Genomic DNA, 23,535 nt, shown 5'->3' on the forward strand with positions numbered 1-23,535 from the left:
CACCCGATCGGGTGCTCGCCTCCTTCGTCGCGGTGACGCAGTGTCAGCCGGCGTACGGCTTCGCGTCGATGATCTTGACGGCGATGGACTTGCCGTTCGGCGCGTCGTAAGTGACCTCGTCACCCTTCTTCTTGCCGTTGATCGCGGCGCCCATGGGCGACTGCTCGCTGTAGACGTCGATGTCGGCGGCGTCGCCGGCGATCTCGCGGCTGCCGAGGAGGAACGTCTCCTTGTCACCGAACATCTCGACCGTGACGACCATGCCCGGCTCGACGATGCCGTCGTCGGCGGGAGCCTCACCCACGGTGGCGTTGCGCAGCAGCGACTCGAGCTGGCGGATGCGGGCCTCCATCTTGCCCTGCTCCTCCTTCGCCGCGTGGTAGCCGCCGTTCTCCTTGAGGTCGCCCTCTTCGCGGGCAGCCTCGATGCGCTTGGCGATCTCGGAGCGGCCCGGGCCCGAAAGGTGCTCGAGCTCGGCCGACAGACGATCGAACGCGTCCTGCGTGAGGAAGCTCGACGACGTGGTGGTCTCGCTCACGGTGTTCTCCTTGCTGTGTGCATCAGGTCCACGCGCGCTCGGCGCGGGCGTGAAATGAAGGCCGAGACGGCGGCTACCGCGTACTGCGGCGCGCGTCTCGGCCCGGGATCAAACCACCATTTTAACACCGCCCGCCACGTGGCACGAGATGGCGCATCCGCGTGGCGGCGGCGCGAACGTCACTGCGCCGGCGGGCGTTCCCCCGTGTAGTGGCACTCCTTGACCGTTCCCGAGACGGCGCGCGACGTGGTGCGCAGCACGTCCGAGTACCGCGTCGAGCGGTAGGGGCTGGGCTTGAGCTCCACCTGCTTGGTACCCAGCACGTCCCGCTTGTCGTTGAGCGCAATGATCGTGCACGTGATGGCACGGTTGCGTTCGCTCGGGATGACGTCCCAACGCACCTCGATGCGGTCGTCGGAGATGACCTTGAACCCGGCCTGGTTGGCCCTCACCGTGTTCGACGAGGCACTGATGCCGAACCAGGCCGCGAACACGGACATGAGGATCACACCGATGATGCCGATGATCCACCACTTGCGTTGTTCGGCCTGTGGGCGTGCAGGGGACACCGCTGCTCCTTTGCAACAATGGGCGACGCACGCTCCGTCCCGGCAGGTTGGCCGGGGCAGGCGAGCTCAGATGTCACCCACACGATACGAGGTACGACGTGACCAGCGGATTCCGCCTCATGGCGGTGCACGCTCACCCGGACGACGAGGCGAGCAAGGGCTCGGCGACGATGGCGCGCTACCTGGCCGAGGGAAACCGCGTCCACGTCGTCACCTGCACCGGGGGAGAGCGCGGCGACGTGCTCAACCCGCGCCTGGCCGACGACCCGCGGGTCAAGAGCGACCTCGTCGACCTGCGTCGCCAGGAGATGGCGGCCTCACGCGACGTCGTCGGGTACGAGCACACGTGGCTCGGCTTCGTCGACTCCGGTCTGCCCGAGGGCGACCCGCTACCGCCGCTTCCGCCCGGATGCTTCGCTCTCGAGCCGCTCGACGTCACGACCGAGGCGCTCGTGCGCGTCATCCGTGAGTTCCGCCCGCACGTCGTCACGACGTACGACGAGAACGGCGGCTACCCGCACCCCGACCACATCATGACCCACCTCGTCACCATCTCGGCGGTGCGTGCCGCCGGTGACCCGGAGGCGTACCCGCACGCGGGAGAGCCGTGGCAGCCGCTCAAGGTCTACTACGACCGAACGTTCTCCCGCGCCAAGCTCGAGGCCTACCACGACGTGCTCGTCACGGCGGGGCGCGAGTCGCCGTACCCCGCGTGGTTGGAGCGCCGCGCCGACCGCCCCGAGGGCCGCATCACGACGCGCGTCGACGCCTCGAAGTGGTTCGACGTGCGCACCAAGGCACTGCTCGCGCACGCCACGCAGATCGACCCCGACGGTCAGTTCTTCGCGCTCAGCGCAGACGAGCAGACAACGGCCTGGCCGATGGAGGACTGGGACATCGCCCTGTCGGCCGTGCCCGTGGCCGCGGACGAGAACGACCTGTTCGCCGGGCTCGGCACCCCTGAGGAGGCCGACGCGATGGCCACCGCAACCCCACCTGCGAAGATGGTCGTGGACGATGTCGTAGAGCGGAAGGAAAGCTGATGGGCGGCAACGAGAGCGTCGAGGTCACCGCAGGGATCTGGGGCTTCCTCGTCCTGTTCGGCCTGGCCCTGGCCTGCTGGTTCCTCTTCCGCAGCATGAATGCGCACCTGCGGAAGATGACGTTCCAACAGCGCGAGCAGGTGTCCGAGAACACGCGGACGGCGGGGGCGCGTTCCGAGGAGAGCCCCGTGACGCCGGAGGACGACGACCCCATCGGTAGCGCGCGCCACTGACGCCTGCGTTCGTCGCGTGGGTTTCCCCGCCCGCATGGAACCGACGCACGGGGAACACCCGTCAAACGTTGGTATGTTCGACCCGATTGCAGCCATGACGAGTCAACGGAGGTGAGCCCGGTGCGCGGTCCCGGTGACGTGCTCTACACCGCCTACGAACGTCAGCTCGTCAAGGGGCTCCCCGGTGAGCGCCTCCCGCGTCACGTCGGACTCATGCTCGACGGCAACCGTCGGTGGGCGAAACTGCGTGGCGAGAACACCGAGCACGGCCATCGCGCCGGGGCGGACAACATCGAGCCGTTGCTCACGTGGTGCGACGAACTCGGCATCGAGGTCGTGACGCTCTGGCTCCTGTCGACCGACAACCTCAAGCGCAGCGAGGTCGAACTGGGGCCGCTGCTCGAGATCATCGAGGACGTCGTCGACGGTCTCGCCGCGTCCGGTCGGCGCCTCAACCTCGTCGGTGCGCTCGGGCTGCTGCCCGACGCAACGCGTGCCCGGCTTCAGGCCGCCGTCGAGAAGACGACCGACGCCGAAGGTCTCGTCGTCAACATCGCCGTCGGCTACGGCGGACGACAGGAGATCGTCGACGCGTTCCGCGCGATGCTCCTCGACGCCGCCGAGCGCGGGGAGTCGCTCGAGTCGCTCGCCGATCGCCTCACGATCGAGAACGTCGGCGACTACCTCTACACGAAGGGCCAGCCCGACCCCGACCTCGTCATCCGCACGTCCGGCGAGCAGCGCCTCGGCGGGTTCCTCCTGTGGCAGAGCGCCCATTCGGAGTTCTACTTCTGCGAGGCCTTCTGGCCTGATTTCCGCCGCGTCGACTTCCTGCGCGCGGTGCGCGCCTACGCCGAGCGCGAGCGTCGCTTCGGCGGCTGACCGGCGGCCCGGTTCATCCAAGGTTCACCCCTGCGACGGGTGACGAACACCCGGAACGACACCGGTGTCGTTAGCGTCGCAACGGAGGGGCGAGAACGCCTCTTGCAGCCCTACCGACGGCGGGGCGCACCGACGAGGGACCCGAGGATCGACGATGACTCTGGCGTACTCCAGCACGAACGGGGGCGCCACGGGCGTCCTCAATAGCCAACTTCTCGATGGCCACCTTCTCGAGCGCGACATCACGACGAAGGACGCCGAAACGGCCCCGCGTGACGGCGACGGACGGGCCGATACGGCGACGAAGACGTACGTGCTCGACACCTCGGTGTTGCTCTCCGACCCGCGGGCCGTGCTGCGCTTCGAGGAACATCACGTCGTGCTGCCGGTCGTCGTCATCACCGAACTGGAGGCCAAGCGCCACCACCCCGAACTCGGCTACTACGCCCGCGAGTGCCTGCGGTTGCTCGACGACATGCGCGTGACGCACGGGCGCCTCGACCACCCGGTGCCCGTCGGCAACGGTGGCACGCTGCGCGTCGAGCTCAACCACACCGACCCGTCGGCGCTGCCTGCCGGCTTCCGCCTCGGCGACAACGACTCGCGCATCCTCGCGGTGGCGGCGAACTTCGCGGCCGAAGGCCACGATGTGACGGTCGTGAGCAAGGACCTGCCCATGCGCATCAAGGCCTCTGCCGTGGGGCTCGACGCCGACGAGTACCGCGCCGACGGCGTGCCCGACTCCGGCTGGACGGGCATCGTCGAGCGCACCGTGAGTGCCGACGACGTGGATCGCCTCTTCGAATCCGGTCGCCTCGCGCTCGAGGACATCGAGGACCTGCCGCTCAACACGGGCGTCGTGCTGACGAGCGCCGGCGGGTCATCGTCCGCGCTCGGCCGCGTCATGCCCGGCGGTGTGCTCAAGCTCGTGCGCGGTGACCGAGACCTGTTCGGCCTGCACGGCCGCTCGGCCGAGCAGCGCATCGCCATCGACGTTCTGGGCGACCTCGACGTCGGCATCGTCAGCCTCGGCGGCAAGGCCGGCACGGGTAAGAGCGCGCTCGCGCTGTGCGCCGCGCTGGAGGCCGTCATGGAGCGTCGCGCGCACCGCAAGATCATCGTGTTCCGCCCGCTGTTCGCCGTCGGCGGCCAGGAGCTCGGCTACCTGCCCGGCAGCGAGAACGAGAAGATGGGCCCGTGGGCGCAGGCCGTGTTCGACACTCTCGGCGCCGTCGTGAGCAAGGAGGTTCTCGACGAGGTCATCGCCCGCGACCTCCTCGAGGTGCTGCCGCTCACCCACATTCGTGGGCGCTCGTTGCACGACGCGTTCGTCATCGTCGACGAGGCTCAATCGCTCGAGCGGAACGTCTTGCTCACGGTCCTGTCGCGCATGGGGCAGAACTCGCGCGTCGTCCTGACGCACGACGTCGCGCAGCGCGACAACCTGCGCGTTGGCCGTCACGACGGGGTTGCGGCCGTCGTCGAGAAGCTCAAGGGGCACTCGCTGTTCGCGCACGTGACGCTGACACGTTCGGAGCGCAGCCCGATCGCCGCGCTCGTCACGGACGTCCTCGCCTCCTGACGGCCGGATGATGCACGTCCTGTGAGCCGCTCGAAGTCGGCGGTGTGGCAAATAGCATCCGACGGGATGGAATCTGTACCGTGAACTGCGTCGCGCGCCCTGGGGGTGTGTGGCCGGACGGTGCGTGACGGGGACGACGCGCCGCCGACTCGATGTTGAGGAAGGCTCACTGTGCGTTTGATCCACCGCAAGGGATTCGCGGTCGTCTATTGGGTGGTCGCGTTCCTGGCCACCGTGCTCGCCATCATCGCCGGTGCTCGCTCGGGCGCCGGTGCTGCGCCCGAGTTCAGCGACGGATCGGGTACGAGCGTCGGCTCGCAGATTCTCTCCGGCCTCGGGGGCGCGGTGCTCGGTGGCCTCTTGGTCGCCGCGATCTTCGCCGGGGTCTGGATCGGCCTGTGGGCCCTCGACCGGCGCGCGAACCCCGAGTTCGACGACCGCGACGACTACGACACGCTCGACGACCTCGATGACGACTTCGACGAGGCCGAGCGCGACGCGCAAGACCAATCTGACGACGAGTTCGCCGAGGGAGACCGCAACTTCGTCGACGAACACGACCTCGACGGTGACGGACGCTCCGCCGTTCGCCGCTGACATCCCCCGACGAAGGCCCCGACTCGCGCGAGTCGGGGCCTTCGTCGTTGCCTGGCGCCGGCGCTCCGGAGCCAGGTTGTGTCAGAGCTTGCGCAGTTTGACGCTCTCGACGTGATGGTCGGCGCCCTTGCGCAGAATGGCGGTGGCGCGGTGCTTCGACGGCTGGACGTTGGCGAGGAGGTTGGGCAGGTTGATGCTCTCCCAGATCGCGGTGGCACGGTCGACGGCCTCTTCGTCGCTCAGCTCGGCGTAGCGGTGGAAGTAGGAGTCCGGGTCGGCGAAGGCCGTGCTGCGCAGACGCAGGAAGCGGTCGACGTACCACTGACGGATGTCGCTCTCGCGGGCATCGACGAAGACGCTGAAGTCGAAGAAGTCGGAGACCGTGAGCGTCGAACGCGACGGTTGTCCGGGCGTCGGGATCGGCGGCTGGAGAACGTTGAGGCCCTCGACGATGAGGATGTCGGGCTGACGGACGACGACCTTCTCGTCCGGCACGATGTCGTAGACGAGGTGGCTGTAGACCGGAGCCTCGACCTCGGCCTTGCCGCCCTTCACCTCGGCGACGAAGCGCACGAGCGCGCGGCGGTCGTAGCTCTCGGGAAAGCCCTTGCGATCCATGATGCCGCGGCGTTCCAGCTCGGCGTTGGGGAAGAGGAAACCGTCTGTCGTGAGGAGTTCGACGCGCGGGGTGTCGGGCCAGCGGGCGAGGAGTTCGCGCAGAACGCGCGCCGTCGTCGACTTGCCCACGGCCACCGAACCGGCCACGCCGATGATGAACGGCGTCTTGGCGGGGCGCTCGTCGAGGAAGTCGCTCGTGATGCGGTGCAGGCTCTTCGTCGCGCCTGCGTAAAAGTTCACGAGGCGGGAAAGGGGCAGGTAGACGTCCTCGACCTCCGCGAGGTCGATCCGCTCGCCGAGACCCGAGAGGCGACGCACGTCGTCGGACGTGAGGTCGATGGGGCGCGAGTCGTGCAGTCGGGCCCAGTCCTCACGGGTCAGTTCGACGTACGGGCTCGGAAGAGGAGGCAGATGCGGGCGACTCACCCCGTCATTGTGCCGTAGCCGGGGCGTGGCGGGGAGCCGGTGCGGCACAACGCAGCCCGGCGGGTCGCGCCGCGCGTTCCCGCGTATTCGTGCCGGGGCCGACGCCCCGAGTAGGCTGTCGCGCATGTGTGGAATCGTTGGATACGTCGGCCCGCGCGTCGACGAGCGCGCCCAGACCGTCGTCATGGAGGGTCTCGCGCGCCTGGAGTACCGCGGATACGACTCGGCCGGCATCGCGCTCGTGACCGGTGACCACGTCTCGACGGCGAAGAAGGCCGGCAAGCTGGCCAACCTGCAGGCCGAACTCGAGGCGAACCCGCTGCCCGAGTCGTCGACCGGTATCGGGCACACGCGCTGGGCCACGCACGGTGGCCCCACCGACGCGAACGCCCACCCCCACCGCGGTGGCGCGGACGGCAAGCTCGCCCTCATCCACAACGGCATCATCGAGAACTTCCACCCCCTGCGTAACGAGCTGCTCGCCGACGGCGTCGAGTTCACGTCCGAGACGGACACCGAGGTCGTCGCGCACCTGCTCGCGAAGGCGTACAAGGGTGACCTGAAGGCCGCGATGCTCGAGGTCGTCAACCGCCTCGAGGGTGCCTTCACGCTCCTGGCCGTGCACGCCGACAACGCCGACCAGGTCGTCGCCGCGCGCCGCAACTCGCCGCTCGTCATCGGCCTCGGTGAGGGCGAGAACTTCCTCGGCTCCGACGTCGCCGCCTTCATCGGCTACACGAAGGAGGCCATGGAGGTCGACCAGGACCAGGTCGTCGTCATCACGCCGCAGAACGTCGAGGTCGTGAACTTCGACGGCTCCGCAGCTCAGGGCAACACCTTCCACGTCGACTGGGACGCCGCGTCCGCCGAGAAGGGCGGCTTCGACACCTTCATGGAGAAGGAGATCTTCGACCAGCCCGACGCCGTGCGCGACACGCTGCTCGGACGCACCGACTCCGAAGGTCGCCTCGCCCTCGACGAGATCCGCATCTCCGAGGACGAGCTCAAGAACATCGATCGCATCACCATCGTCGCCTGCGGCACCGCCGCGTACGCCGGCATGGTCGCCAAGTACGCCCTCGAGCACTGGACGCGCATCCCCGTCGAGGTCGCGCTCGCGCACGAGTTCCGCTACTGCGACCCGATCGTTTCCGAGCGCACGCTCGTCGTCTCGATCTCGCAGTCGGGCGAGACGATGGACACGCTCATGGCCGTCAAGCACGCCCGTGACCTGGGCGCGAACACGCTGAGCATCTGCAACACGCACGGTGCGACCATTCCGCGAGAGTCCGACGCCGTGCTCTACACGCACGCCGGCCCGGAGATCGCCGTCGCGTCGACGAAGGCCTTCCTCGCGCAGATCACCGCCTGCTACGTGCTCGGCCTGTACCTCGCGCAGCTGCGCGGCGGCACGTACGCCGACGACGCAAAGAAGGTCATGGCCGAACTGCAAGAGATGCCGGCCAAGATCGACGAGCTTCTCGGCCACCTCGACCGCGTGCGCGAGATCGCCCGCTTCATGGCCGACACCCGCTCGGTGCTCTTCCTCGGCCGTAACGTCGGCTACCCGATCGCCATGGAGGGCGCGCTCAAGCTCAAGGAGCTTGCCTACATCCACGCCGAAGGCTTCGCCGCCGGTGAGCTCAAGCACGGCCCGATCGCGCTGATCGACGCCGGCCAGCCCGTGTTCATCGTCGTGCCCGGCCCTGACACCCCGCACGGTCTGCACGGCAAGGTTGTCTCCAACATCCAGGAGATCCGCGCTCGCGGCGCTCGCACCCTCGTCATCGCCGAAGAGGGCGACGAGGCTGTCGTGCCGTTCGCCGACGAGGTCATCCGCATCCCGAAGTCGGCTCCGCTGCTCGCACCGCTGCTCGCCATCGTGCCGCTGCAGGTGTTCTCGCTGGAGCTCTCGACGGCTAAGGGCCTCGATGTCGACCAACCGCGTAACCTCGCGAAGTCCGTCACCGTGGAGTGACCTTCAGTTTCGCTGAAAACCGCGTCGACCCTGTGGGGCGGCGCGGTTTTCGTTATGTGGGGTTTGGGTGTGGGGGATGGGCGGCGTGATCGCCTGCCATGCCCATGGGCGGGACGGCGAAGTTGGCGAGATGGATGGTGCTGGCTTGGGTGCCTGGAGACGTGTCCGCTCGCCTTCTTGGGGCACGTCGCTGGTGCTTGGGTTGCCTGTCTTTTGGTCACCGGCCATGGGCGCTTGGTGCGCGCGTCGTCTTCGTTGGCCTGGTTCCTACTCGGGCGGTTGGTCGCGCAAGTGGGGACGTATTCGGCTCGGGGGGTACCCACTTGCGCGACGTTTCGCGCTTGTGGGGAACAGCCACTGTCGGGGGCGGCGCTGCCGGGCTACCGTCAGCGGACTTCTTCGGGCGTGGATGTGGTCGGCTGGGGTGCCGGGAGACGTGTCCGCTGGCCTTCTTGGGGCACGTCGCTGGTGCTTGGGTCGCCTGTCTTTTGGTCACCGTTCGTGTGCTTGTTATGGACGCGCACTGGCCCCCGTTTGCTTGGTTCCTACTTGGGCGGTTTGTCGCGCAAGTCGGGACGTATTCGGCTCGGGCTTCCCCACTTGTGCGATGTCTCGCGCATTTGGGAAGTCATTTTGCGTGTGTTGCTCCTGCGCGTCCGCGCGCCCCGGGTCGACGCCGGCTCCGTGATCCGGACGCTGAGCCTGGTGCCCACGGAGCTGACGGTGCGCGTCGCGGAATGTCTGGGCGGACCGCGAAATTGTGGGGAGTGCCCCCTACATCTGTTCGAACAAGTGTACTAAAATGAGTTCATGGAACAGCACCTCGAGATAACCGCCGACGCGGTGTCTCGCATGCCTCGCGAGCGGTTGCTCGCTGCATGGACGGTGCTCACCGAAGCTGTGGTCGAGCAAGCCCTCGTGAGCGTTTCGCCGCTGCTCGATCTGCCCGAGATCGGCGCGTCGCTGGACGAGCGCATCACCGAGTCGGTGGAGACGGCTCGCCAGCTCGAAGGTGCGGCCGCTGCGGTCCTCACGATTTCTCGTTCCGCTGATGCACTCGTGCGCGTCATGGCCGCCGAGCACGCCGAAGCAGTGCGGCAGGTCGAGGCGCTGGAGTTCGAGCACCTGCGCGACGTGTCGTACCCGCTCGCTCCGGGGGAATTCGCCGGCGACAGCTTCGGACCGGCCCTCGGCATGAGTTCCGGTGCAGCAGGCGCCATGGCCGATGACGCCGCGCAGCTGCGTTGCAGGCACCCCGAACTGCTTCGATCGGCCCTTCGCGGTGAGGTTCGCTTCGCCACGGTTGCCGCGATCGCGTCCGAGCTCGAACATGTCGAGGCTCCCGATCTCGACGAAGTGAACCGCCTTCTTGCGGCCGGCAGTATCCCGACGATGACGGTCGAAGGCGCCCGCCGGCAGACGAAGCGCCTCCTGCGGTCACTCGGTCTGGCGCGGCCCGTTGATCCCGTTGAACAGCGCCGCGAGATGGGCGTGTGGTTCTCCCCGCACCTCGAGTTCGACCAGCTCACCGAAATGCGTGTCGTGCTCGACTCGGTCGATGCCGCAACGGTGCGAGCCGCCATCGACGCGAGGGCGCAGTTCCTGCGCGACAACGCGCCGAGAAGTGGTGACGGAGCCGGCCACGGGCTCTTCGCCGGTCCATCCCGCACCGACGCCTTCGTCGACCTCCTCCTCGGTCAGGCCACCGTCACCACGACATTGCACCTGCGCGTCCCCGTGCGCCCACCGACGTCATCGCCCGCTGAACCTCTGTCGTCGCGGTCTGTTCTCGCTCGCGCGCACGGCTCTACCGGATGCTCCGGGGAGAACTCTGCCCGCAAGAACGCGGCAGCGTGGTTCGGCGACGACGTTCGCATGCCCTTCGGCGACGTGGAGGTGCCCGGAGTCGGAATCGTCGATGCGGCCACGGTTCGTGCGCTGGCCGGGGCAGTCGGCACGAAGTTCGTCTCTGAATTCGTGGCCGTCGACGGCGAGCGCGTCACAACGCTGGCGACGGTGACCGATTCGTACCGACCGACGACGCTGGTCGAGCGCACGGTGAAGACGCGTGACGGGCACTGCCGCTTCCCGTACTGCACCCGCCCGGCCGACGTCACAGACGTCGACCACGTGATTCCCTTCGCCGAAGGTGGCGCGACGAGCCCGGCCAACCTCCAGTGCCTGTGCCGTCACCACCACCGCGCCAAGACGTTCGGCGGCTTCGCGGTCGTCATGCAGGCGGACGGCGAGTGCCTCTGGGAGTCGCCCACCGGCCACCGTTGGCTGACTCTCCCCAGCGGCCCGACGCTGCCGCAGCCGGCAGTCTTCGCCGCTCCAGCGGCCTGAAGCGCAATTGACAAAGGGGCGCCACCTTCAGGCGGCGCCCCTCGTCGAGATCAGTCAGCTCATCGGCCGGGCGATGGCGTCCTGGTTGCAGCTCACGGGCACGCTTCGTCCAGCTTGGCCACCGTGAACGTGACCTCCAAGTCGCTCGTCACAGTGCTTCCGGGCGCCGGAGACTGAGAGCAGACGTGCCAGTTCGAGTCGTTGATCTGGGGGCGCCCAAGCGCGAGAGCGTCATCGGACAGGGAGATATAGAACGGGTCACCTGAGACGCTCTGGATGTGGTCCTGTGCAGCCTGAAGGCCCTTGCCGACCTCGCTCGGCATGATGAACGGAGCCATCGTGGTGGTTGAGCTTTCACTGGTCGAGCCCGAGGGCGTCGAGGTCTCACTCGTTTCCTGCGCCGATGCTGACGAGGTGGACGAGGTAGACGCGGGCGCAGCCACGGATGCGGTGGTGGGCTGCGTCGTACTCGGTGCCGCCGACGTCGTGGACGACGTGCTCGGCTGTGTGGCCGCGGCGGTGTTCTGGTCGTCCTTCGGCGCGAGGCTACCGATCAGGACGAGTGCTGCGAACGCACCGGCGCCGATCATGACCCACTTCTTCTTCCAGAACGGCGTCTTGGCGGGGGCCGCCTCCATAGCGCGAGGGAAGGTGTTCGTCTGGCGTGCCACGGGTAGCGGCTGCGTCTGGTTGGGTGTGGTGCCGTTAGGCGCCGTGTGCGAGGTCCACGCGTAGCCGTCCCAGTAGCGCTGCTGCTGGGCATTCTCCGGGTCTGGATACCAGCCGGCGGAGAACATGTTGTCTGACATTCAATTCCTCTCGAGAGCGACGCCGAGCGAGCGCCAACCCAACATGTTACCTGCGAGTAGGCGCTTGGATTCCAACGAGAGGGGAAAGGCCTCCATCGCACGGCAGGGCCGACGTGGTTGACTGGCGAAATGATCGTTGGAGTGGGAATCGACGTCGTCGAAATTGACCGGTTCGCGCAGAAACTCGCAGACACCCCGCAGATGCGTGACCGGCTGTTCACGCCAAGCGAGCGCGACCTGCCGATCCGCTCATTGGCCGCACGCTTCGCAGCGAAGGAAGCGCTCAGCAAGGCGCTCGGCGCGCCGCCCGGAATGAGCTGGCAGGACGCCGAGGTCGACAAGAACAGCGACGGCCAGCCCTACTTCCGCACCGGCGGCACCGTGCAAGCTCGCATGAGCGCGCTCGACGTCGACGCGCTCCACCTCTCGCTCACCCACGACGGCGGCATCGCCTCCGCTGTCTGCATCGCGGAGGGCTGACATGGCGGATGACGAGCTTCGCCACGAGAACACCCTCGCGTCTACGCCAGACGGATCGGGACGGCTGAGCCCGAACGATGGCGGTCGGCGTGACGACAGCGCGGGGGAGGTTCAGGACGCGGATGGTGCCGCTGCTGCCTGGCGGGACGACCTCGACGGCGGCATTCGAGCAGCATGGTCGGTTGACGCCGTACGCGCTGCTGAGGAAGCCACGGGCGACGACTTCACCAACGGCGCTCTGATGCAGCGAGCCGCGAGTGGGCTCGCAGACATCGTCAGCCGTGAAGTTGCCGAACTCGAACGGCGGGGCGTGACGTCGCCGCGGGTCGTGGTCCTGGTTGGGCCCGGAAACAACGGTGGTGACGCGTTGTACGCTGCCCGCGACCTCGCAGTTGACGGCATCGAGTGTCTGGCTCTCCTTGTCGCCGACAAGGCACACGTCGAGGGCGTCGCCGCAGCGCGTGCAGCGGGCGTCGACGTGGCCCGGTACGAGTCCGCCTCCCACAGCGGTGCGGAGCCCGAGGGCGGCGGCCGTGAGAACGCCCATGCGCTCGCGCACGCCGACCTCGTCGTCGACGGCATCCTCGGAATCGGCGCCGATCCCGGGCGCGCTTCGACCTGGCAGGAACTCGCCGACCTCATTCCGATCCAGGCATTCGTGGTGGCCGTCGACTGCCCCACCCCAGGATTCCGTGCCGACATCACCGTCACCTTCGGCGAGCCCAAGACCTCGCTCATGCTGGCACCCGCCGCGAACGGACGCGTTGAGGTGGTCGACATCGGCATCCACCTCCCTCTTGGCGAACAGGAAGCCATGCGACTGTCCGGTACGCACCTGGCGCACTTGTGGCCCGTACCCGGCCCGCGCGATCACAAGTACACGCGCGGAGTGGTAGGTCTCGCGACCGGCAGTGACGCGTTCCCGGGAGCTGCGGTGCTCGGTGCCGTCGCGGCGGTAACGGCCGGAGCAGGCATGGTGCGCTACGTCGGCCCGCGTCGCGCAGAGGACGCCGTCACGGCAGCGGCGCCGGAGGTCGTGCACGGCAGTGGTCGCGTGCAGGCGTGGGTCGTGGGCTCCGGAATCGACGGGCCGAGTGAACGCGAGCACGAGAGCGACCGCTACGACTCCGTCATGGCCGCGCTGCGCTCCGAGGAACCCGTCGTCATCGACGCGGGAGCGCTCACCTGGTTCGAGCCCGGTGTCCGCCCGGAAGGGGCCCGGACCGTCATCACCCCCCACGCCGGCGAGCTCGCGACGCTCCTGCAGTCGCGCGACATCGACGTCGAACGCTCGACAGTCGAAGCCGACCCCGTCACGTGGGCTCGCCGTGCCGCCAACGAGACGGGCGCGACCGTCCTGCTCAAGGGCGGCGTCACCGTCATCGCCTCGCCCGGCGAAGGCCCGGTCACCATCGAGAACCGCGCCCCGCACTGGCTCGCCACCGCCGGAACGGGCGACGTGCTCGCCGCGCTCCTCGGCGTCCTGCTCGCGGCCGGTCTCGAGCCCAGGAGCGCCGCCGCACTCGCCGCGTACACCCACGGACGCGCGGCGCACCTCGCCAACCCGGACGGCCCCGTCCGCGCCCTCGATGTCGCCACGTCGCTGGGACGCGTCGCCTCAGAGCTGGTCGCCGAACAGCGGCGGGTGCACGAGGAACGCCGTGCGGGACGCTTCCCGCGCTAGTGAGAGACTGAGTCGCTATGAACGTGCCCGCCGCCGACGCCCCGACGCCGTCCGACCACCCCGCTTGGCTCGCCTTCGAAGGTGCGCAGGCCCGCGTCGTCGTCGACCTCGACGCCATCGTGCGCAACGCCACCACGCTCAAGGCGCGAGTGGGTGACGCGCAGCTCATGGCTGTCGTCAAGGGTGATGCCTACGGCCACGGGCTCGTGCCGACGGCCCGCGCCGCGCTGCGTGGGGGAGCGACCTGGCTGGGAGTGGCGCAACTCCACGAAGCCACCGCGCTACGCGACGCCGGCATCGAAGCCCGCGTGCTGTGCTGGCTGCTCGCGCCCGGCTCCGACTTCGAAACGGCGATCCGCCGCGACATCGACCTCGGGGTCTCGTCGGCAGCCATGGTGCGCGACGTCGCGATAGCCGCCGAGGCCGCAGGGCGCGCGGCCCGCGTCCACCTCAAGGTCGACACCGGCATGGCCCGCAACGGCGCGTACGGCGACCAGTGGCCCGAGCTCGTGGCCGCCGCCCGCGAGGCGCGGGGGAGGGGCTTCGTCGAGGTGGTCGGCCTGTTCACCCACTTCGTCCGCTCCGACGAACCGCGCCACCCCGAGGTCGCCGCCCAGATCGACCGCTTCCGCGCCGCCGAAAAGGACTGTGACGACGCCGGATTTCACCTTGAGGTGCGGCACATGGCGAACTCCGCCGGCGCGATCTTCGTGCCCGAGTCGCGCTTCGACCTCGTGCGCGTCGGGCTCGCGCTCTACGGGCTCTCGCCCGCACCCGACCTCGCCACGCCGCAGGAGCTCGGCCTCGACCCCGCCATGTCGGTGACGGCCCACGTCGCCGTGACGAAGCGCGTCCCCGCAGGCCAGGGCGTCAGTTACGGCCACACCTACGTCACAGATGCGGAAACGACCCTTGCCGACATTCCCGCGGGGTACGCCGACGGCGTGCCGCGCCACGGGTCGAACAAGGCTCCGGTCATGGTGAACGGCACGATCGGCCACATCGCCGGCCGCGTGTGCATGGACCAGTTCGTCGTCGACATGGGTGACGCCGCAGTCCAACCCGGCGACGAAGCCGTTCTCTTCGGACGTGCGGCCGACGGGACACCCGGGCCCACCGCGCAGGAATGGGCCGACGCCGCCGACACCATCAGCTACGAAATCGTCACGCGCATGAGCACCCGCCTGCCACGCATCTACTGCGGTGACCTGAGCGAGGAACTCACCCGATGAGCGACGACCTACGCCTGCGCGGCACCCGCTACCTGCCCGACGCCGAAGCCACCGCCGACCTCGGACGGGCACTCGCCCGTATCGTGCGCCGCGGAGACGTCATCGTCATGACGGGCGACCTCGGGGCCGGGAAGACGACGACCACGCGCGCTCTCGGCGAAGCGCTCGGTGTGCGCGGTGACGTCACGAGCCCGACGTTCGTCATCGCCCGCGAACACCCCTCGCTCGGTGACGGCCCGGCACTCGTCCACGTCGACGCCTACCGCCTCGGCGGCTTCGGCGAACTCGACGACCTCGACCTCGACACCTCGCTCGACGACGCCGTCACCGTCATCGAATGGGGCGCCGGCATGGCCGAGGCGCTCTCCGACGATCGCCTTCACCTCACGTTGACGGGCCTCGACGACCGCACCGCGACGATCGAGACGGCCGGGGAACGCTGGGCAGACATCGACCTCGCCTCCGAACTGGGACTCGACTGACGCACGCAACGCCGCACGGCACCGCCGTTGAGCCGCGCGTGATCGGCGCAGTTGCCGGGCCTCGATAAGCTGGGTCGGTGCTTCTCGCGATCGACACCTCCACCTCGGCCGTCACGGCCGCGCTCCACGACGCCGAAAAGGTTGTGGCGCGCACCTCGACGATCGACGCGCGTCGGCACACCGAGATCCTCGCTCCGGCCATCGACGCCATGATGCGTGACGTCGGTGTCGCACCCGCCGACCTCTCCCGCGTCGCCGTCGGTGTCGGCCCCGGCCCGTTCACCGGTCTGCGCGTCGGCATCATGACGGCCATGACGTTCGCGTACGCCCTCGACCTTCCGGTCGGCGGTCTGTGCTCCCTCGACGCCCTCGCGTACCGCGCCCGACGTTCCGGCATGACGGGCCCGCTGCTCGTCGCCACGGACGCGCGCCGCAAGGAGGTCTACTGGGCCCGCTACGACCTCGACGCCGACCGCATCGCGCCGGGTGAACCGGCCGTCGACAAGGCAGCCGTCGTCGCCGAGCACGTCGGAGACATCCCCGCGATCGGTCGCGGAGCCCAGCTGTACAGCGACCACCTGCAGGACGCCACCGGCGGCCACGAGGACCTCCTAGACGTCGACGCCGCCGACATCGCCGCGCTCGCCATCGAACGCGTCATGGCGGGGGAGCGCCTGCTGACCACCGAGCCGCTCTACCTACGTCGCCCGGACGCCGTACCCGCCGCGGCCGCGCCCAACGCCCGGGTCCTCGGCAAGTGAACGCCACGACCACCGACGCCCCGGCGAGCGTCCGCCTGCGCGACGCGACCTGGCGGGACATCGAGACCCTCGCGCGTCTCGACGCCGAACTCTTCGATCACGACGCGTGGAGCGAACCGACGTGGTGGGCCGAGTTCGCCGAGCGCCCGCGTCGCCAGTACGTCGTCGCCGTCGCAGGTAACGAGGACGCGAACGAGACCGTGCTGGGCTACGCCGGCCTCGACGCGGGCGGCAGCGCGGTCGACGTCATGACGATCGCCGTCACCCATGCGGCCCGCGGCACAGGCGTCGGAAAACGCTTGCTCACCCACCTTGTCGACGCCGCGGCGGCGACCGGCGCCGAGGCTCTCCTGCTCGAGGTGCGCGCCGACAACGAGCCCGCCCTCGGCCTCTACGAACGATCCGGCTTCGAGCGCCTCACTCTGCGCCGCCGCTACTACCAACCCGGTGACGTCGACGCCGTCATCATGCGCAAACTCCTGGAGACCTCATGAGCATCACCACGACTCGGGAGCCGCTGGTTCTCGGCATCGAGAGCTCGTGCGACGAGACGGGCATCGGCATCGTGCGCGGCACCACCCTGCTCGCCAACGAGGTGGCGAGCAGCATGGATCTGCACGTCCGCTTCGGCGGCGTCGTGCCCGAGATCGCGAGCCGCGCCCACCTTGAGGCGATGCTGCCCTCACTGCGTCGCGCGTGCGACACCGCCGGAGTGAAGCTCACCGACGTCGACGCCATCGCCGTCACCGTCGGGCCCGGCCTCGCCGGCGCGCTCATGGTCGGTGTCGCCGCCGCGAAGGCCCTCTCCGTGGCCCTCGACAAGCCGCTGTACGGCGTCAACCACCTCGCCGCGCACGTGGCCGTGGACATCCTCGACCACGGCCCGCTGCCCGAGCCGACCATGGGTCTGCTCGTCTCCGGCGGGCACACGAACCTGCTCTACGTGCCGGACATCGCCACCGACGTGCGCAGCCTCGGCAACACGATCGACGACGCGTGCGGCGAAGCGTTCGACAAGGTCGCCCGCGTGCTCGGCCTGCCCTACCCGGGCGGCCCGAACATCGACAGGGCAGCCCAGGGCGGAGACCCGAAGGCCATCGCGTTCCCACGCGGGCTCTCGACGAAGAAGGACCTCCAGAAGCACCGTTACGACTTCAGCTTCTCCGGCCTCAAGACGTCCGTGACGCGCTGGGTCGCCACCCGCGAAGCCGCCGGGGAGCCGGTACCTGTCGCCGACGTCGCCGCGTCCTTCCAGGAAGCCGTCGTCGACATCATCACGAAGAAGGCGGTCATGGCCTGCCGCGACTACGAGTGCAACAACCTCATGGTCGGCGGCGGCGTCTCGGCCAACTCCCGTCTGCGTGCGCTGCTCGAAGAACGCTGCGGCAAGGCCGGCATCGCCATCCGCGTGCCGAAACTCAGCCTGTGCACCGACAACGGCGCCATGGTGGCCACGCTCGGGGCACACCTCGTCGCGAAGGGCATCGAGCCGTCCGCGCTCGATGTGCCCGCTGACTCCTCGATGCCGATCGGACAGGTGATGGGATGACGACCACGATGTCTGCCACGACCACGCTTCGGGTGCGCCTGACGGCGCTCGCCGCCACGGGCGCGCTCGCCCTCGCCGGATGCAGCGGTGGCTCGCCCGGCGGAGACAAGCCCTCGACCGGCGCTTCGAGCTCCTCGAAGAGCGGGTCCGGCAGCTCCTCCCAGGGCCAAAACCGGACGAGCGCCGACGTCGGACTGCCGACACAGGCCGAACTCGCCCAGGCGAAGAGGGACGTCGAGAAGCTCACGACGAAGCAGCTCGCGGGGCAGGTCATCGTCGGGTACTACCCGGGTTCTCAGCGCGACGCCGCGGCGGAAGCGATCCGCAAGGACGGCCTCGGCGGCGTCATCATCATGGGCGACAACGTGCCGCAGGATGTCACGGCGGGCCTGCCCGCCATCACCTCTGCCGCGCAGCAGGCGATGAAGGACACGGGACGCTCGTGGCCCGCCGTCATCGGCATCGACCAGGAGGGCGGCCCCGTCGCGCGCATCAAGGCGCCCGTCACGCAGCTGCCCGGCGGTATGGCGTACGGCGCCGCGGATGACGCCGAACTCGCCGCGAAGATCGCCAAGGGCCAGGGCCAGGAGTTACGAGCCCTCGGCGTGACGATGGTGTTCGCCCCCGACGCGGACGTCACGGTCGGCCCGCAGGATCCGACGATCGCCGTCCGCTCGCCGGGCAGCGACCCGCAGCGCGTCTCGCGCGCGGTGAACGGGCAGGTCAAGGGCTTCCAGGAGGCCGGTCTCGTGCCGGTCATCAAGCACTTCCCGGGCCACGGCTCGGTGACGACGGACACCCACGTCGACTACGCGGTGCAGTCGCAGCCGGTCTCGGCGCTCACCAAGCGCGACTGGGTGCCGTTCGCCAACGCCGTGAAGGCGGGGGCGCCCGCCGTCATGACCGCGCACATCGTGCTCAAGGACATCGACCCGAACGTGCCCTCGACCCTGTCCAACAAGGTGCTCGCGGGCGAACTGCGCGACAAGCTCGGCTTCAAGGGCCTCGTCGTCACCGACGGCATGAACATGGGCGCCATCGTGAAGAAGTTCGACAAGGGCGGTGCCGCAGCCGTTTCCGCGCTCAAGGCGGGCGCCGACGTCGTGCTCATGCCGGCCAACGCCACCGCGTCGGTCGCAGCCATCGAGAAGGCCGTGGCCTCGGGTGAGCTGACGCGCGAACGGCTCGTGGAATCGGCTGCCCGTATCGTCGCGACGACGCGGCACCAGCAGGTCAAGGCTCCGGCGACGAACGTCGTCGGCGCGCACGGCAAGGACGCCGAGCAGTTCGCGCGAGAGTCGATCACCCAGCTCGGTGGCTCATGCGACAAGCCGCTCGTCGGCAAGAGCGTCCGCCTCGACGGCGGATCGACCTCCGACCGCGCGGAACTGACGAAGGCCCTCACGGCCCGCGGCATCACGGTCGGCTCGTCCGGCACACGCGTCTCGCTCATCGCCGGTGGGTCGTACAACGCAGGTAAGGCGTCGGCCGACGGCGGCTCGGAAGCCGATTCCGCTGGTGGTTCGGGTGCCGGTTCCTCGACGAAGGCCGGCGTTCAGGTCGCGCTCGACACCCCGTACGTCCTCGCCTCGCGACCGGCCGGAGCCGTCGGTCTCGCGACGTACGGCAACACGCCGTCGACGTTCGCGGCGCTCGCGGACATCCTTGCGGGCAAGGCCAAGGCGGGCGGCACGCTGCCGGTTGCCGTCGGTGACAACAAGGTGGGCGACTCGGCCTGTTCGTGACTTCGCGCGCTGTTTGAAGCTCCAGCCCCTTGAGTCAGGGGGCGGGTTCAGTTCGGGGGCAGCGGCGGTCGTCCAGGTGCGACCTGTGGCAGGTCAGGTCAGGCAGGCTCCACGACGAGGGCAGCACGCTCGCCGTCGAGGTTGACGAGCACGACTGTCATGGCCCGGGAGCCCTTGAGCTTCAGTTGGCGACGCAGGGCGTCGGCGTCGAGGTCGACGTCGCGCTTCTTGATCGTGAGGCGTCCGACGTCGTGCGTGCGCAGGTAGGAGCGGAGTGTTTTGACGTGCAGCGGAACGGCGTCGAGCACCCGGTATGCGCGACCGAGAAGACCGATGTCGGTGAGCGCGTCGGCGGTGACGTACCCGTACCCGGCCGTGAACTCGCGCCCGTCGACGGCGTTGAGCAACGCGCCGACGAGACCGCTACGCGTCAACGCTTTGTCGGCCTCGTAGAAGAAGGCGCCGAGGTCGGCGCGACGCGCGAGGGCCCCCGAGGCGTCGGCAGCGTCGGGCCTCGTGACGTGGCGAAGCTCGACGCTGTCGCCGCTGCTGTCTGCGTTGGCGGAACCGTCGGCGCGCTTGTCGGTCGGCCGCACGATCGTCGCCGTCGTGCCTTCGTCGCGAACGGCCTGGCCCCACCAAAGCGTCGCTTCGACGAGGTCGCCGGCGTACGAGACGAACTCCGCCTCGCAGTCGGGCGGGATGTCGCCGTGCGCGAAGCCGGGGGAGAGTTTGGCGCCGGCAGCCGGGGCATCAGCGGCGAGTTGCTGGACGAGTTCCCAGTCGGGCGAGAGCGCGGCCAGGGAGAAGGTTCGCTTGGTTCGGCCGTGGATGTCGGCAACGCCCGGGATGCGCCGGGCAGGGTCGAACCACCACGCGGCGTCCGGGGCTTCCCGGCGGAGTTCGGGTGCGAGGTCTTCGAGCAACCCCGTCTCCACGCGTGAGGCGGGGTAGGGCGCCAGGTTGTGGCGAGCGAGTTCGGCCGTCGTCGGGTCGGCTTCCACGGCAATGACGTCGAGGCCGGCACGAGCAAAACCGACGGCGTCCGCGCCGATGCCACACCCGCCGTCGACCACGCGTGAGGCGCCGGACGACCGCAGACGCTCGGCGTGCAGAGCCGCCACGGCCGAGCGAGTGGCCTGCTCGAGGGCGTCCGGGGTGAAGAACATCCGCTCGGCATTCGCGCCGAACTTCATGACGGCCTTCGCCCGCAATCGGCTCTGCGTCAGCGCCGCGGCGACGAGTTCGGGGGAGTAGCCCCGATCCCGCAATCGGGAGGTGAGCGCGACGGCGTTCTTCTCGTCGTAGGGCGGCAGCGATGCGAGCAGTTCACGACCCTCGTCGGACATGAGAGCGTGCGCGGCGGCGGCATCCATGGGCTCATTCTTTCAGGCGAACTTCCAACCAAGAGCCGCCCCGCCTGTGCGCCCTGAGCGAACGCCGACCCTCCACCTGGCACTCGGCTTGACCGAGTGCTAACCGAGCAATAAATTCGGAGTTAGCACTCACCCCTGGGTAAGTGCCAGCGAGCACGTCACCTCGACCCCCGCGACGGCGAGGCGGCACTGCGCGCTGTCATGCCACGCCACGTGGCGTGGGCAGGGGTGGACAAGCATCCGTCACGTCCGCGCGAGCGGACCGTCGCAACAAGGAAGGTGCCACCGTGTCGGTGAACATCAAGCCGCTGGAAGACCGCATCGTCGTCAAGTCCGTCGAGGCCGAGCAGACCACCGCGTCCGGCCTCGTCATCCCGGACACCGCCAAGGAGAAGCCCCAGGAGGGCGAGGTCATCGCCGTGGGCCCGGGTCGCGTGGACGACAACGGCAACCGCGTTCCGGTCGACGTCGCCGTGGGCGACAAGGTCATCTACTCGAAGTACGGCGGCACCGAGGTCAAGTTCGGTGGTGAGGAGTTCCTCATCCTCTCCGCCCGCGACGTGCTCGCCGTCGTCGCCTGACGATCCCACTCCGTGCGCGCATGCCCCGGCCGTGGCCCACGTCGGCCCGCCGGGGCATTGCGCTCCCTCCAGCCGCGCGTGAACTCACGCAGCAGGCTCCCGTTCCACGCCGCCTCGCGCGGCATCAACCAGAGAGGTTGAATCATGGCCAAGACCCTCGAATTCAACGACGACGCGCGTAAGTCGCTCGAGCGCGGTGTCGACGCGCTCGCCAACGCCGTCAAGGTGACCCTCGGCCCGAAGGGCCGCAACGTCGTCATCGACAAGTCCTGGGGCGCCCCCACCATCACGAACGACGGTGTCACCATCGCCCGTGAGGTCGAGCTCGAAGACCCGTACGAGAACCTCGGCGCGCAGCTCGCCAAGGAGGTCGCCACCAAGACGAACGACGTCGCCGGTGACGGCACGACGACCGCCACGGTTCTCGCCCAGGCCCTCGTCAAGGAAGGCCTGCGCAACGTTGCCGCCGGCGCGGCCCCGGCCGGTCTGAAGCGCGGTATCGACAAGGCCGTCACCGCCATCAACGACCAGCTGCTCGCCAACGCGCGCCCGGTCGACGGCAAGGACGACTACGCCAAGGTCGCTTCGCTCTCCGCCCAGGACGCCACCATCGGTGGCCTCATCGGTGAGGCGTTCGACAAGGTCGGCAAGGACGGCGTCATCACGGTCGAGGAGTCCTCCACCGCCGAGACGAAGCTCGAGTACACCGAGGGCATGCAGTTCGACAAGGGCTACCTCTCGCCGTACTTCGTCACCGACCCCGAGCGCATGGAGGCCGTCCTCGAGGACGCCTACATCCTCATCAACCAGGGCAAGATCTCGAACGTGCAGGACCTCCTGCCCGTCCTCGAGAAGGTCGTCCAGTCCGGCAAGCCGCTGCTCATCATCGCCGAGGACATCGAGGGCGAAGCCCTCTCGACGCTCGTCGTCAACAAGATCCGCGGCACGTTCAACGTCGTCGCCGTCAAGGCCCCCGGCTTCGGTGACCGCCGCAAGGCCATGCTGCAGGACATCGCCATCCTCACCGGCGGCCAGGTCATCGCCGAGGAGGTCGGCCTCAAGCTCGAGGCCGCCGACCTCGACGTCCTCGGCCAGGCTCGCCGCATCCAGGTGACGAAGGACTCCACGACGATCATCGACGGCGCCGGCCAGGGCGATGCAGTCGAGGGCCGCGTCAAGGAGCTCAAGGCCGAGATCGAGCGCACGGACTCCGACTGGGACCGCGAGAAGCTCCAGGAGCGCCTTGCGAAGCTCGCCGGCGGCGTCTGCGTCATCGGCGTCGGTGCCCACACCGAGGTCGAGATGAAGGAGAAGAAGCACCGCATCGAGGACGCCATCGCGGCCACGCGCGCGGCCATCGAGGAAGGCATCGTCGCCGGTGGTGGCTCCGCCGTCATCCACGCCGCCTCCGCGCTCGACTCCCTCCAGCTCAAAGGTGATGAGGCCACCGGCGCCACGCTCGTCGGCAAGGCCATCGCCGAGCCGCTGCGCTGGATCGCCGAGAACGCCGGCCTCGAGGGCTACGTCGCCGTCTCCAAGGTGCGCGAACTGCCCGTCGGCCAGGGCCTCGACGCCGCCACGGGCGACTACATCGACCTCGTCGAAGCCGGCATCATCGACCCGGTCAAGGTCACGCGCTCCGCACTGACCAACGCCGCCTCCATCGCCTCCATGGTTCTCACGACCGACACCCTCGTCGTCGAGAAGAAGGAAGACGAAGAGGCACCCGCGGCAGGTCACGGCCACACGCACTGATCTCCATCGCGCCGTCTTCCGGCGCGCGGGGTTCCGGGCTCGCAGGCTCGCCCGGAACCCCGCGCGCTCGGTGCGACAGCGCTTCGGGGCTTGAAAGACGCCCCTCCCACGCGCAAGCTCGCGGGAGGGGCGTCTTTCTGCGCGGTCTGCTTCCAACGTGGGTGCGTTGAGCGAGGGGTTGCGGCTTTGCGCGTGGCCCGGTTTCGTTTAGGGAGAGGGTCGCGGCTTTGCGAGTGGCCCTGGTTACATGGCGATGCGGAGGCGCCTGT

22 protein-coding genes are annotated in these 23,535 nt (G+C 68.9%); 17 read left to right on the plus strand and 5 right to left on the minus strand.

What is annotated here, in order from left to right; all coding sequences use genetic code 11:
- Window positions 1–43 precede the first annotated feature (43 nt).
- Window positions 44–538, minus strand: coding sequence for a transcription elongation factor GreA (gene greA / locus AA983_RS08000; protein WP_047311771.1), 495 nt, complete (start codon window positions 536–538; stop codon window positions 44–46).
- A gap of 179 nt (window positions 539–717) precedes the next feature.
- On the minus strand, window positions 718–1,107 hold the full coding sequence (locus AA983_RS08005; RefSeq protein ID WP_047311772.1) for a DUF4307 domain-containing protein: 390 nt from the start codon (window positions 1,105–1,107) through the stop codon (window positions 718–720).
- Between the two features lie 98 nt (window positions 1,108–1,205).
- Here AA983_RS08005 and mca point away from each other — a divergent pair, with 98 nt between their 5' ends.
- The 5 genes from mca (at window position 1,206) to AA983_RS08030 (ending at window position 5,444) form a co-directional block, all read left to right on the plus strand.
- Window positions 1,206–2,150 (plus strand): mycothiol conjugate amidase Mca, encoded by a 945-nt coding sequence (gene mca / locus AA983_RS08010; protein WP_231579569.1) that lies wholly within the window; start codon window positions 1,206–1,208, stop codon window positions 2,148–2,150.
- The gene (locus AA983_RS08015) at window positions 2,150–2,383 is read left to right on the plus strand and encodes a hypothetical protein (protein WP_047311774.1); all 234 of its coding nucleotides are present in this window, start codon (window positions 2,150–2,152) and stop codon (window positions 2,381–2,383) included. The genes mca and AA983_RS08015 overlap by 1 nt, the downstream gene beginning before the upstream one ends.
- A gap of 120 nt (window positions 2,384–2,503) precedes the next feature.
- Window positions 2,504–3,265, plus strand: a complete 762-nt coding sequence (locus tag AA983_RS08020) for an isoprenyl transferase (RefSeq protein ID WP_047312139.1) — start codon at window positions 2,504–2,506, stop codon at window positions 3,263–3,265.
- Window positions 3,266–3,419: 154 nt separating this feature from the next.
- Window positions 3,420–4,847: a PhoH family protein gene (locus tag AA983_RS08025; protein WP_082128799.1), complete on the plus strand. Its 1,428-nt coding sequence runs from the start codon at window positions 3,420–3,422 to the stop codon at window positions 4,845–4,847.
- A gap of 171 nt (window positions 4,848–5,018) precedes the next feature.
- Entirely contained in the window at window positions 5,019–5,444 is a 426-nt protein-coding gene (locus AA983_RS08030) for a hypothetical protein (protein ID WP_047311775.1), read from the plus strand.
- A gap of 81 nt (window positions 5,445–5,525) precedes the next feature.
- Here AA983_RS08030 and coaA read toward each other — a convergent pair whose 3' ends face one another.
- Window positions 5,526–6,488: a type I pantothenate kinase gene (gene coaA / locus AA983_RS08035; protein WP_047311776.1), complete on the minus strand. Its 963-nt coding sequence runs from the start codon at window positions 6,486–6,488 to the stop codon at window positions 5,526–5,528.
- Window positions 6,489–6,612: 124 nt separating this feature from the next.
- On the opposite strand from coaA, the gene glmS reads away from it, so the two are divergent.
- Both glmS and AA983_RS08045 read left to right on the plus strand, forming a co-directional pair.
- Complete coding sequence (glmS, locus tag AA983_RS08040) at window positions 6,613–8,466, plus strand: glutamine--fructose-6-phosphate transaminase (isomerizing) (RefSeq protein ID WP_047311777.1); 1,854 nt, start codon at window positions 6,613–6,615, stop codon at window positions 8,464–8,466.
- Window positions 8,467–9,276: 810 nt separating this feature from the next.
- Entirely contained in the window at window positions 9,277–10,812 is a 1,536-nt protein-coding gene (locus AA983_RS08045; protein ID WP_047311778.1) for an HNH endonuclease signature motif containing protein, read from the plus strand.
- A gap of 92 nt (window positions 10,813–10,904) precedes the next feature.
- Here AA983_RS08045 and AA983_RS15185 read toward each other — a convergent pair whose 3' ends face one another.
- On the minus strand, window positions 10,905–11,621 hold the full coding sequence (locus AA983_RS15185) for a DUF2510 domain-containing protein (RefSeq protein ID WP_082128801.1): 717 nt from the start codon (window positions 11,619–11,621) through the stop codon (window positions 10,905–10,907).
- Between the two features lie 129 nt (window positions 11,622–11,750).
- Here AA983_RS15185 and AA983_RS08055 point away from each other — a divergent pair, with 129 nt between their 5' ends.
- From AA983_RS08055 to AA983_RS08090, 8 genes are all read left to right on the plus strand, one after another.
- On the plus strand, window positions 11,751–12,101 hold the full coding sequence (locus AA983_RS08055; RefSeq protein ID WP_047311779.1) for a holo-ACP synthase: 351 nt from the start codon (window positions 11,751–11,753) through the stop codon (window positions 12,099–12,101).
- A 1-nt stretch (window position 12,102) separates the two neighbouring features.
- A complete protein-coding gene (locus AA983_RS08060; RefSeq protein ID WP_052946997.1) occupies window positions 12,103–13,785 on the plus strand; it encodes a bifunctional ADP-dependent NAD(P)H-hydrate dehydratase/NAD(P)H-hydrate epimerase in 1,683 nt (560 codons plus the stop codon).
- 17 nt (window positions 13,786–13,802) lie between these two features.
- Window positions 13,803–15,017, plus strand: a complete 1,215-nt coding sequence (gene alr, locus AA983_RS08065) for an alanine racemase (protein WP_082128802.1) — start codon at window positions 13,803–13,805, stop codon at window positions 15,015–15,017.
- Window positions 15,014–15,499 carry a tRNA (adenosine(37)-N6)-threonylcarbamoyltransferase complex ATPase subunit type 1 TsaE gene (tsaE, locus tag AA983_RS08070; protein ID WP_047311780.1) on the plus strand — a complete coding sequence of 162 codons (486 nt, stop codon included), beginning with the start codon at window positions 15,014–15,016 and terminating at the stop codon, window positions 15,497–15,499. Before alr ends, tsaE begins: the two co-directional genes overlap by 4 nt.
- Before the next feature lie 77 nt (window positions 15,500–15,576).
- Window positions 15,577–16,260 carry a tRNA (adenosine(37)-N6)-threonylcarbamoyltransferase complex dimerization subunit type 1 TsaB gene (gene tsaB, locus AA983_RS08075; RefSeq protein WP_047311781.1) on the plus strand — a complete coding sequence of 228 codons (684 nt, stop codon included), beginning with the start codon at window positions 15,577–15,579 and terminating at the stop codon, window positions 16,258–16,260.
- Window positions 16,257–16,754 carry a ribosomal protein S18-alanine N-acetyltransferase gene (rimI, locus tag AA983_RS08080; RefSeq protein WP_047311782.1) on the plus strand — a complete coding sequence of 166 codons (498 nt, stop codon included), beginning with the start codon at window positions 16,257–16,259 and terminating at the stop codon, window positions 16,752–16,754. The genes tsaB and rimI overlap by 4 nt, the downstream gene beginning before the upstream one ends.
- Complete coding sequence (gene tsaD, locus AA983_RS08085; protein ID WP_047311783.1) at window positions 16,751–17,809, plus strand: tRNA (adenosine(37)-N6)-threonylcarbamoyltransferase complex transferase subunit TsaD; 1,059 nt, start codon at window positions 16,751–16,753, stop codon at window positions 17,807–17,809. The genes rimI and tsaD overlap by 4 nt, the downstream gene beginning before the upstream one ends.
- Window positions 17,806–19,554 (plus strand): glycoside hydrolase family 3 protein, encoded by a 1,749-nt coding sequence (locus AA983_RS08090; protein ID WP_052946998.1) that lies wholly within the window; start codon window positions 17,806–17,808, stop codon window positions 19,552–19,554. The genes tsaD and AA983_RS08090 overlap by 4 nt, the downstream gene beginning before the upstream one ends.
- Before the next feature lie 98 nt (window positions 19,555–19,652).
- Here the strand turns inward: AA983_RS08090 and AA983_RS08095 are convergent, their stop codons facing one another.
- Entirely contained in the window at window positions 19,653–20,930 is a 1,278-nt protein-coding gene (locus AA983_RS08095) for a THUMP-like domain-containing protein (RefSeq protein ID WP_047311784.1), read from the minus strand.
- 287 nt (window positions 20,931–21,217) lie between these two features.
- Here AA983_RS08095 and groES point away from each other — a divergent pair, with 287 nt between their 5' ends.
- On the plus strand, window positions 21,218–21,511 hold the full coding sequence (groES, locus tag AA983_RS08100; protein WP_047311785.1) for a co-chaperone GroES: 294 nt from the start codon (window positions 21,218–21,220) through the stop codon (window positions 21,509–21,511).
- Window positions 21,512–21,655: 144 nt separating this feature from the next.
- Window positions 21,656–23,266, plus strand: a complete 1,611-nt coding sequence (gene groL / locus AA983_RS08105) for a chaperonin GroEL (protein WP_047311786.1) — start codon at window positions 21,656–21,658, stop codon at window positions 23,264–23,266.
- The last annotated feature ends 269 nt before the right edge of the window (window positions 23,267–23,535 follow it).

This window comes from Dermacoccus sp. PE3, assembly GCF_001021715.1.
GTDB classification, from domain to species: Bacteria; Actinomycetota; Actinomycetes; order Actinomycetales; family Dermatophilaceae; genus Dermacoccus; species Dermacoccus abyssi.

Excerpts from the sequence above, each read along its gene's own strand:
- groL (WP_047311786.1), top strand. The coding sequence starts at position 21,656 with ATGGCCAAGACCCTCGAATTCAACGACGACGCGCGTAAGTCGCTCGAG.
- tsaD (WP_047311783.1), top strand. The coding sequence starts at position 16,751 with ATGAGCATCACCACGACTCGGGAGCCGCTGGTTCTCGGCATCGAGAGC.
- AA983_RS08095 (WP_047311784.1), bottom strand. The coding sequence starts at position 20,930 with ATGGATGCCGCCGCCGCGCACGCTCTCATGTCCGACGAGGGTCGTGAA.
- AA983_RS08045 (WP_047311778.1), top strand. The coding sequence starts at position 9,277 with ATGGAACAGCACCTCGAGATAACCGCCGACGCGGTGTCTCGCATGCCT.
- AA983_RS08055 (WP_047311779.1), top strand. The coding sequence starts at position 11,751 with ATGATCGTTGGAGTGGGAATCGACGTCGTCGAAATTGACCGGTTCGCG.
- AA983_RS08025 (WP_082128799.1), top strand. The coding sequence starts at position 3,420 with ATGACTCTGGCGTACTCCAGCACGAACGGGGGCGCCACGGGCGTCCTC.
- tsaE (WP_047311780.1), top strand. The coding sequence starts at position 15,014 with ATGAGCGACGACCTACGCCTGCGCGGCACCCGCTACCTGCCCGACGCC.
- alr (WP_082128802.1), top strand. The coding sequence starts at position 13,803 with ATGAACGTGCCCGCCGCCGACGCCCCGACGCCGTCCGACCACCCCGCT.
- AA983_RS15185 (WP_082128801.1), bottom strand. The coding sequence starts at position 11,621 with ATGTCAGACAACATGTTCTCCGCCGGCTGGTATCCAGACCCGGAGAAT.
- AA983_RS08090 (WP_052946998.1), top strand. The coding sequence starts at position 17,806 with ATGACGACCACGATGTCTGCCACGACCACGCTTCGGGTGCGCCTGACG.
- AA983_RS08060 (WP_052946997.1), top strand. The coding sequence starts at position 12,103 with ATGGCGGATGACGAGCTTCGCCACGAGAACACCCTCGCGTCTACGCCA.
- AA983_RS08015 (WP_047311774.1), top strand. The coding sequence starts at position 2,150 with ATGGGCGGCAACGAGAGCGTCGAGGTCACCGCAGGGATCTGGGGCTTC.
- glmS (WP_047311777.1), top strand. The coding sequence starts at position 6,613 with ATGTGTGGAATCGTTGGATACGTCGGCCCGCGCGTCGACGAGCGCGCC.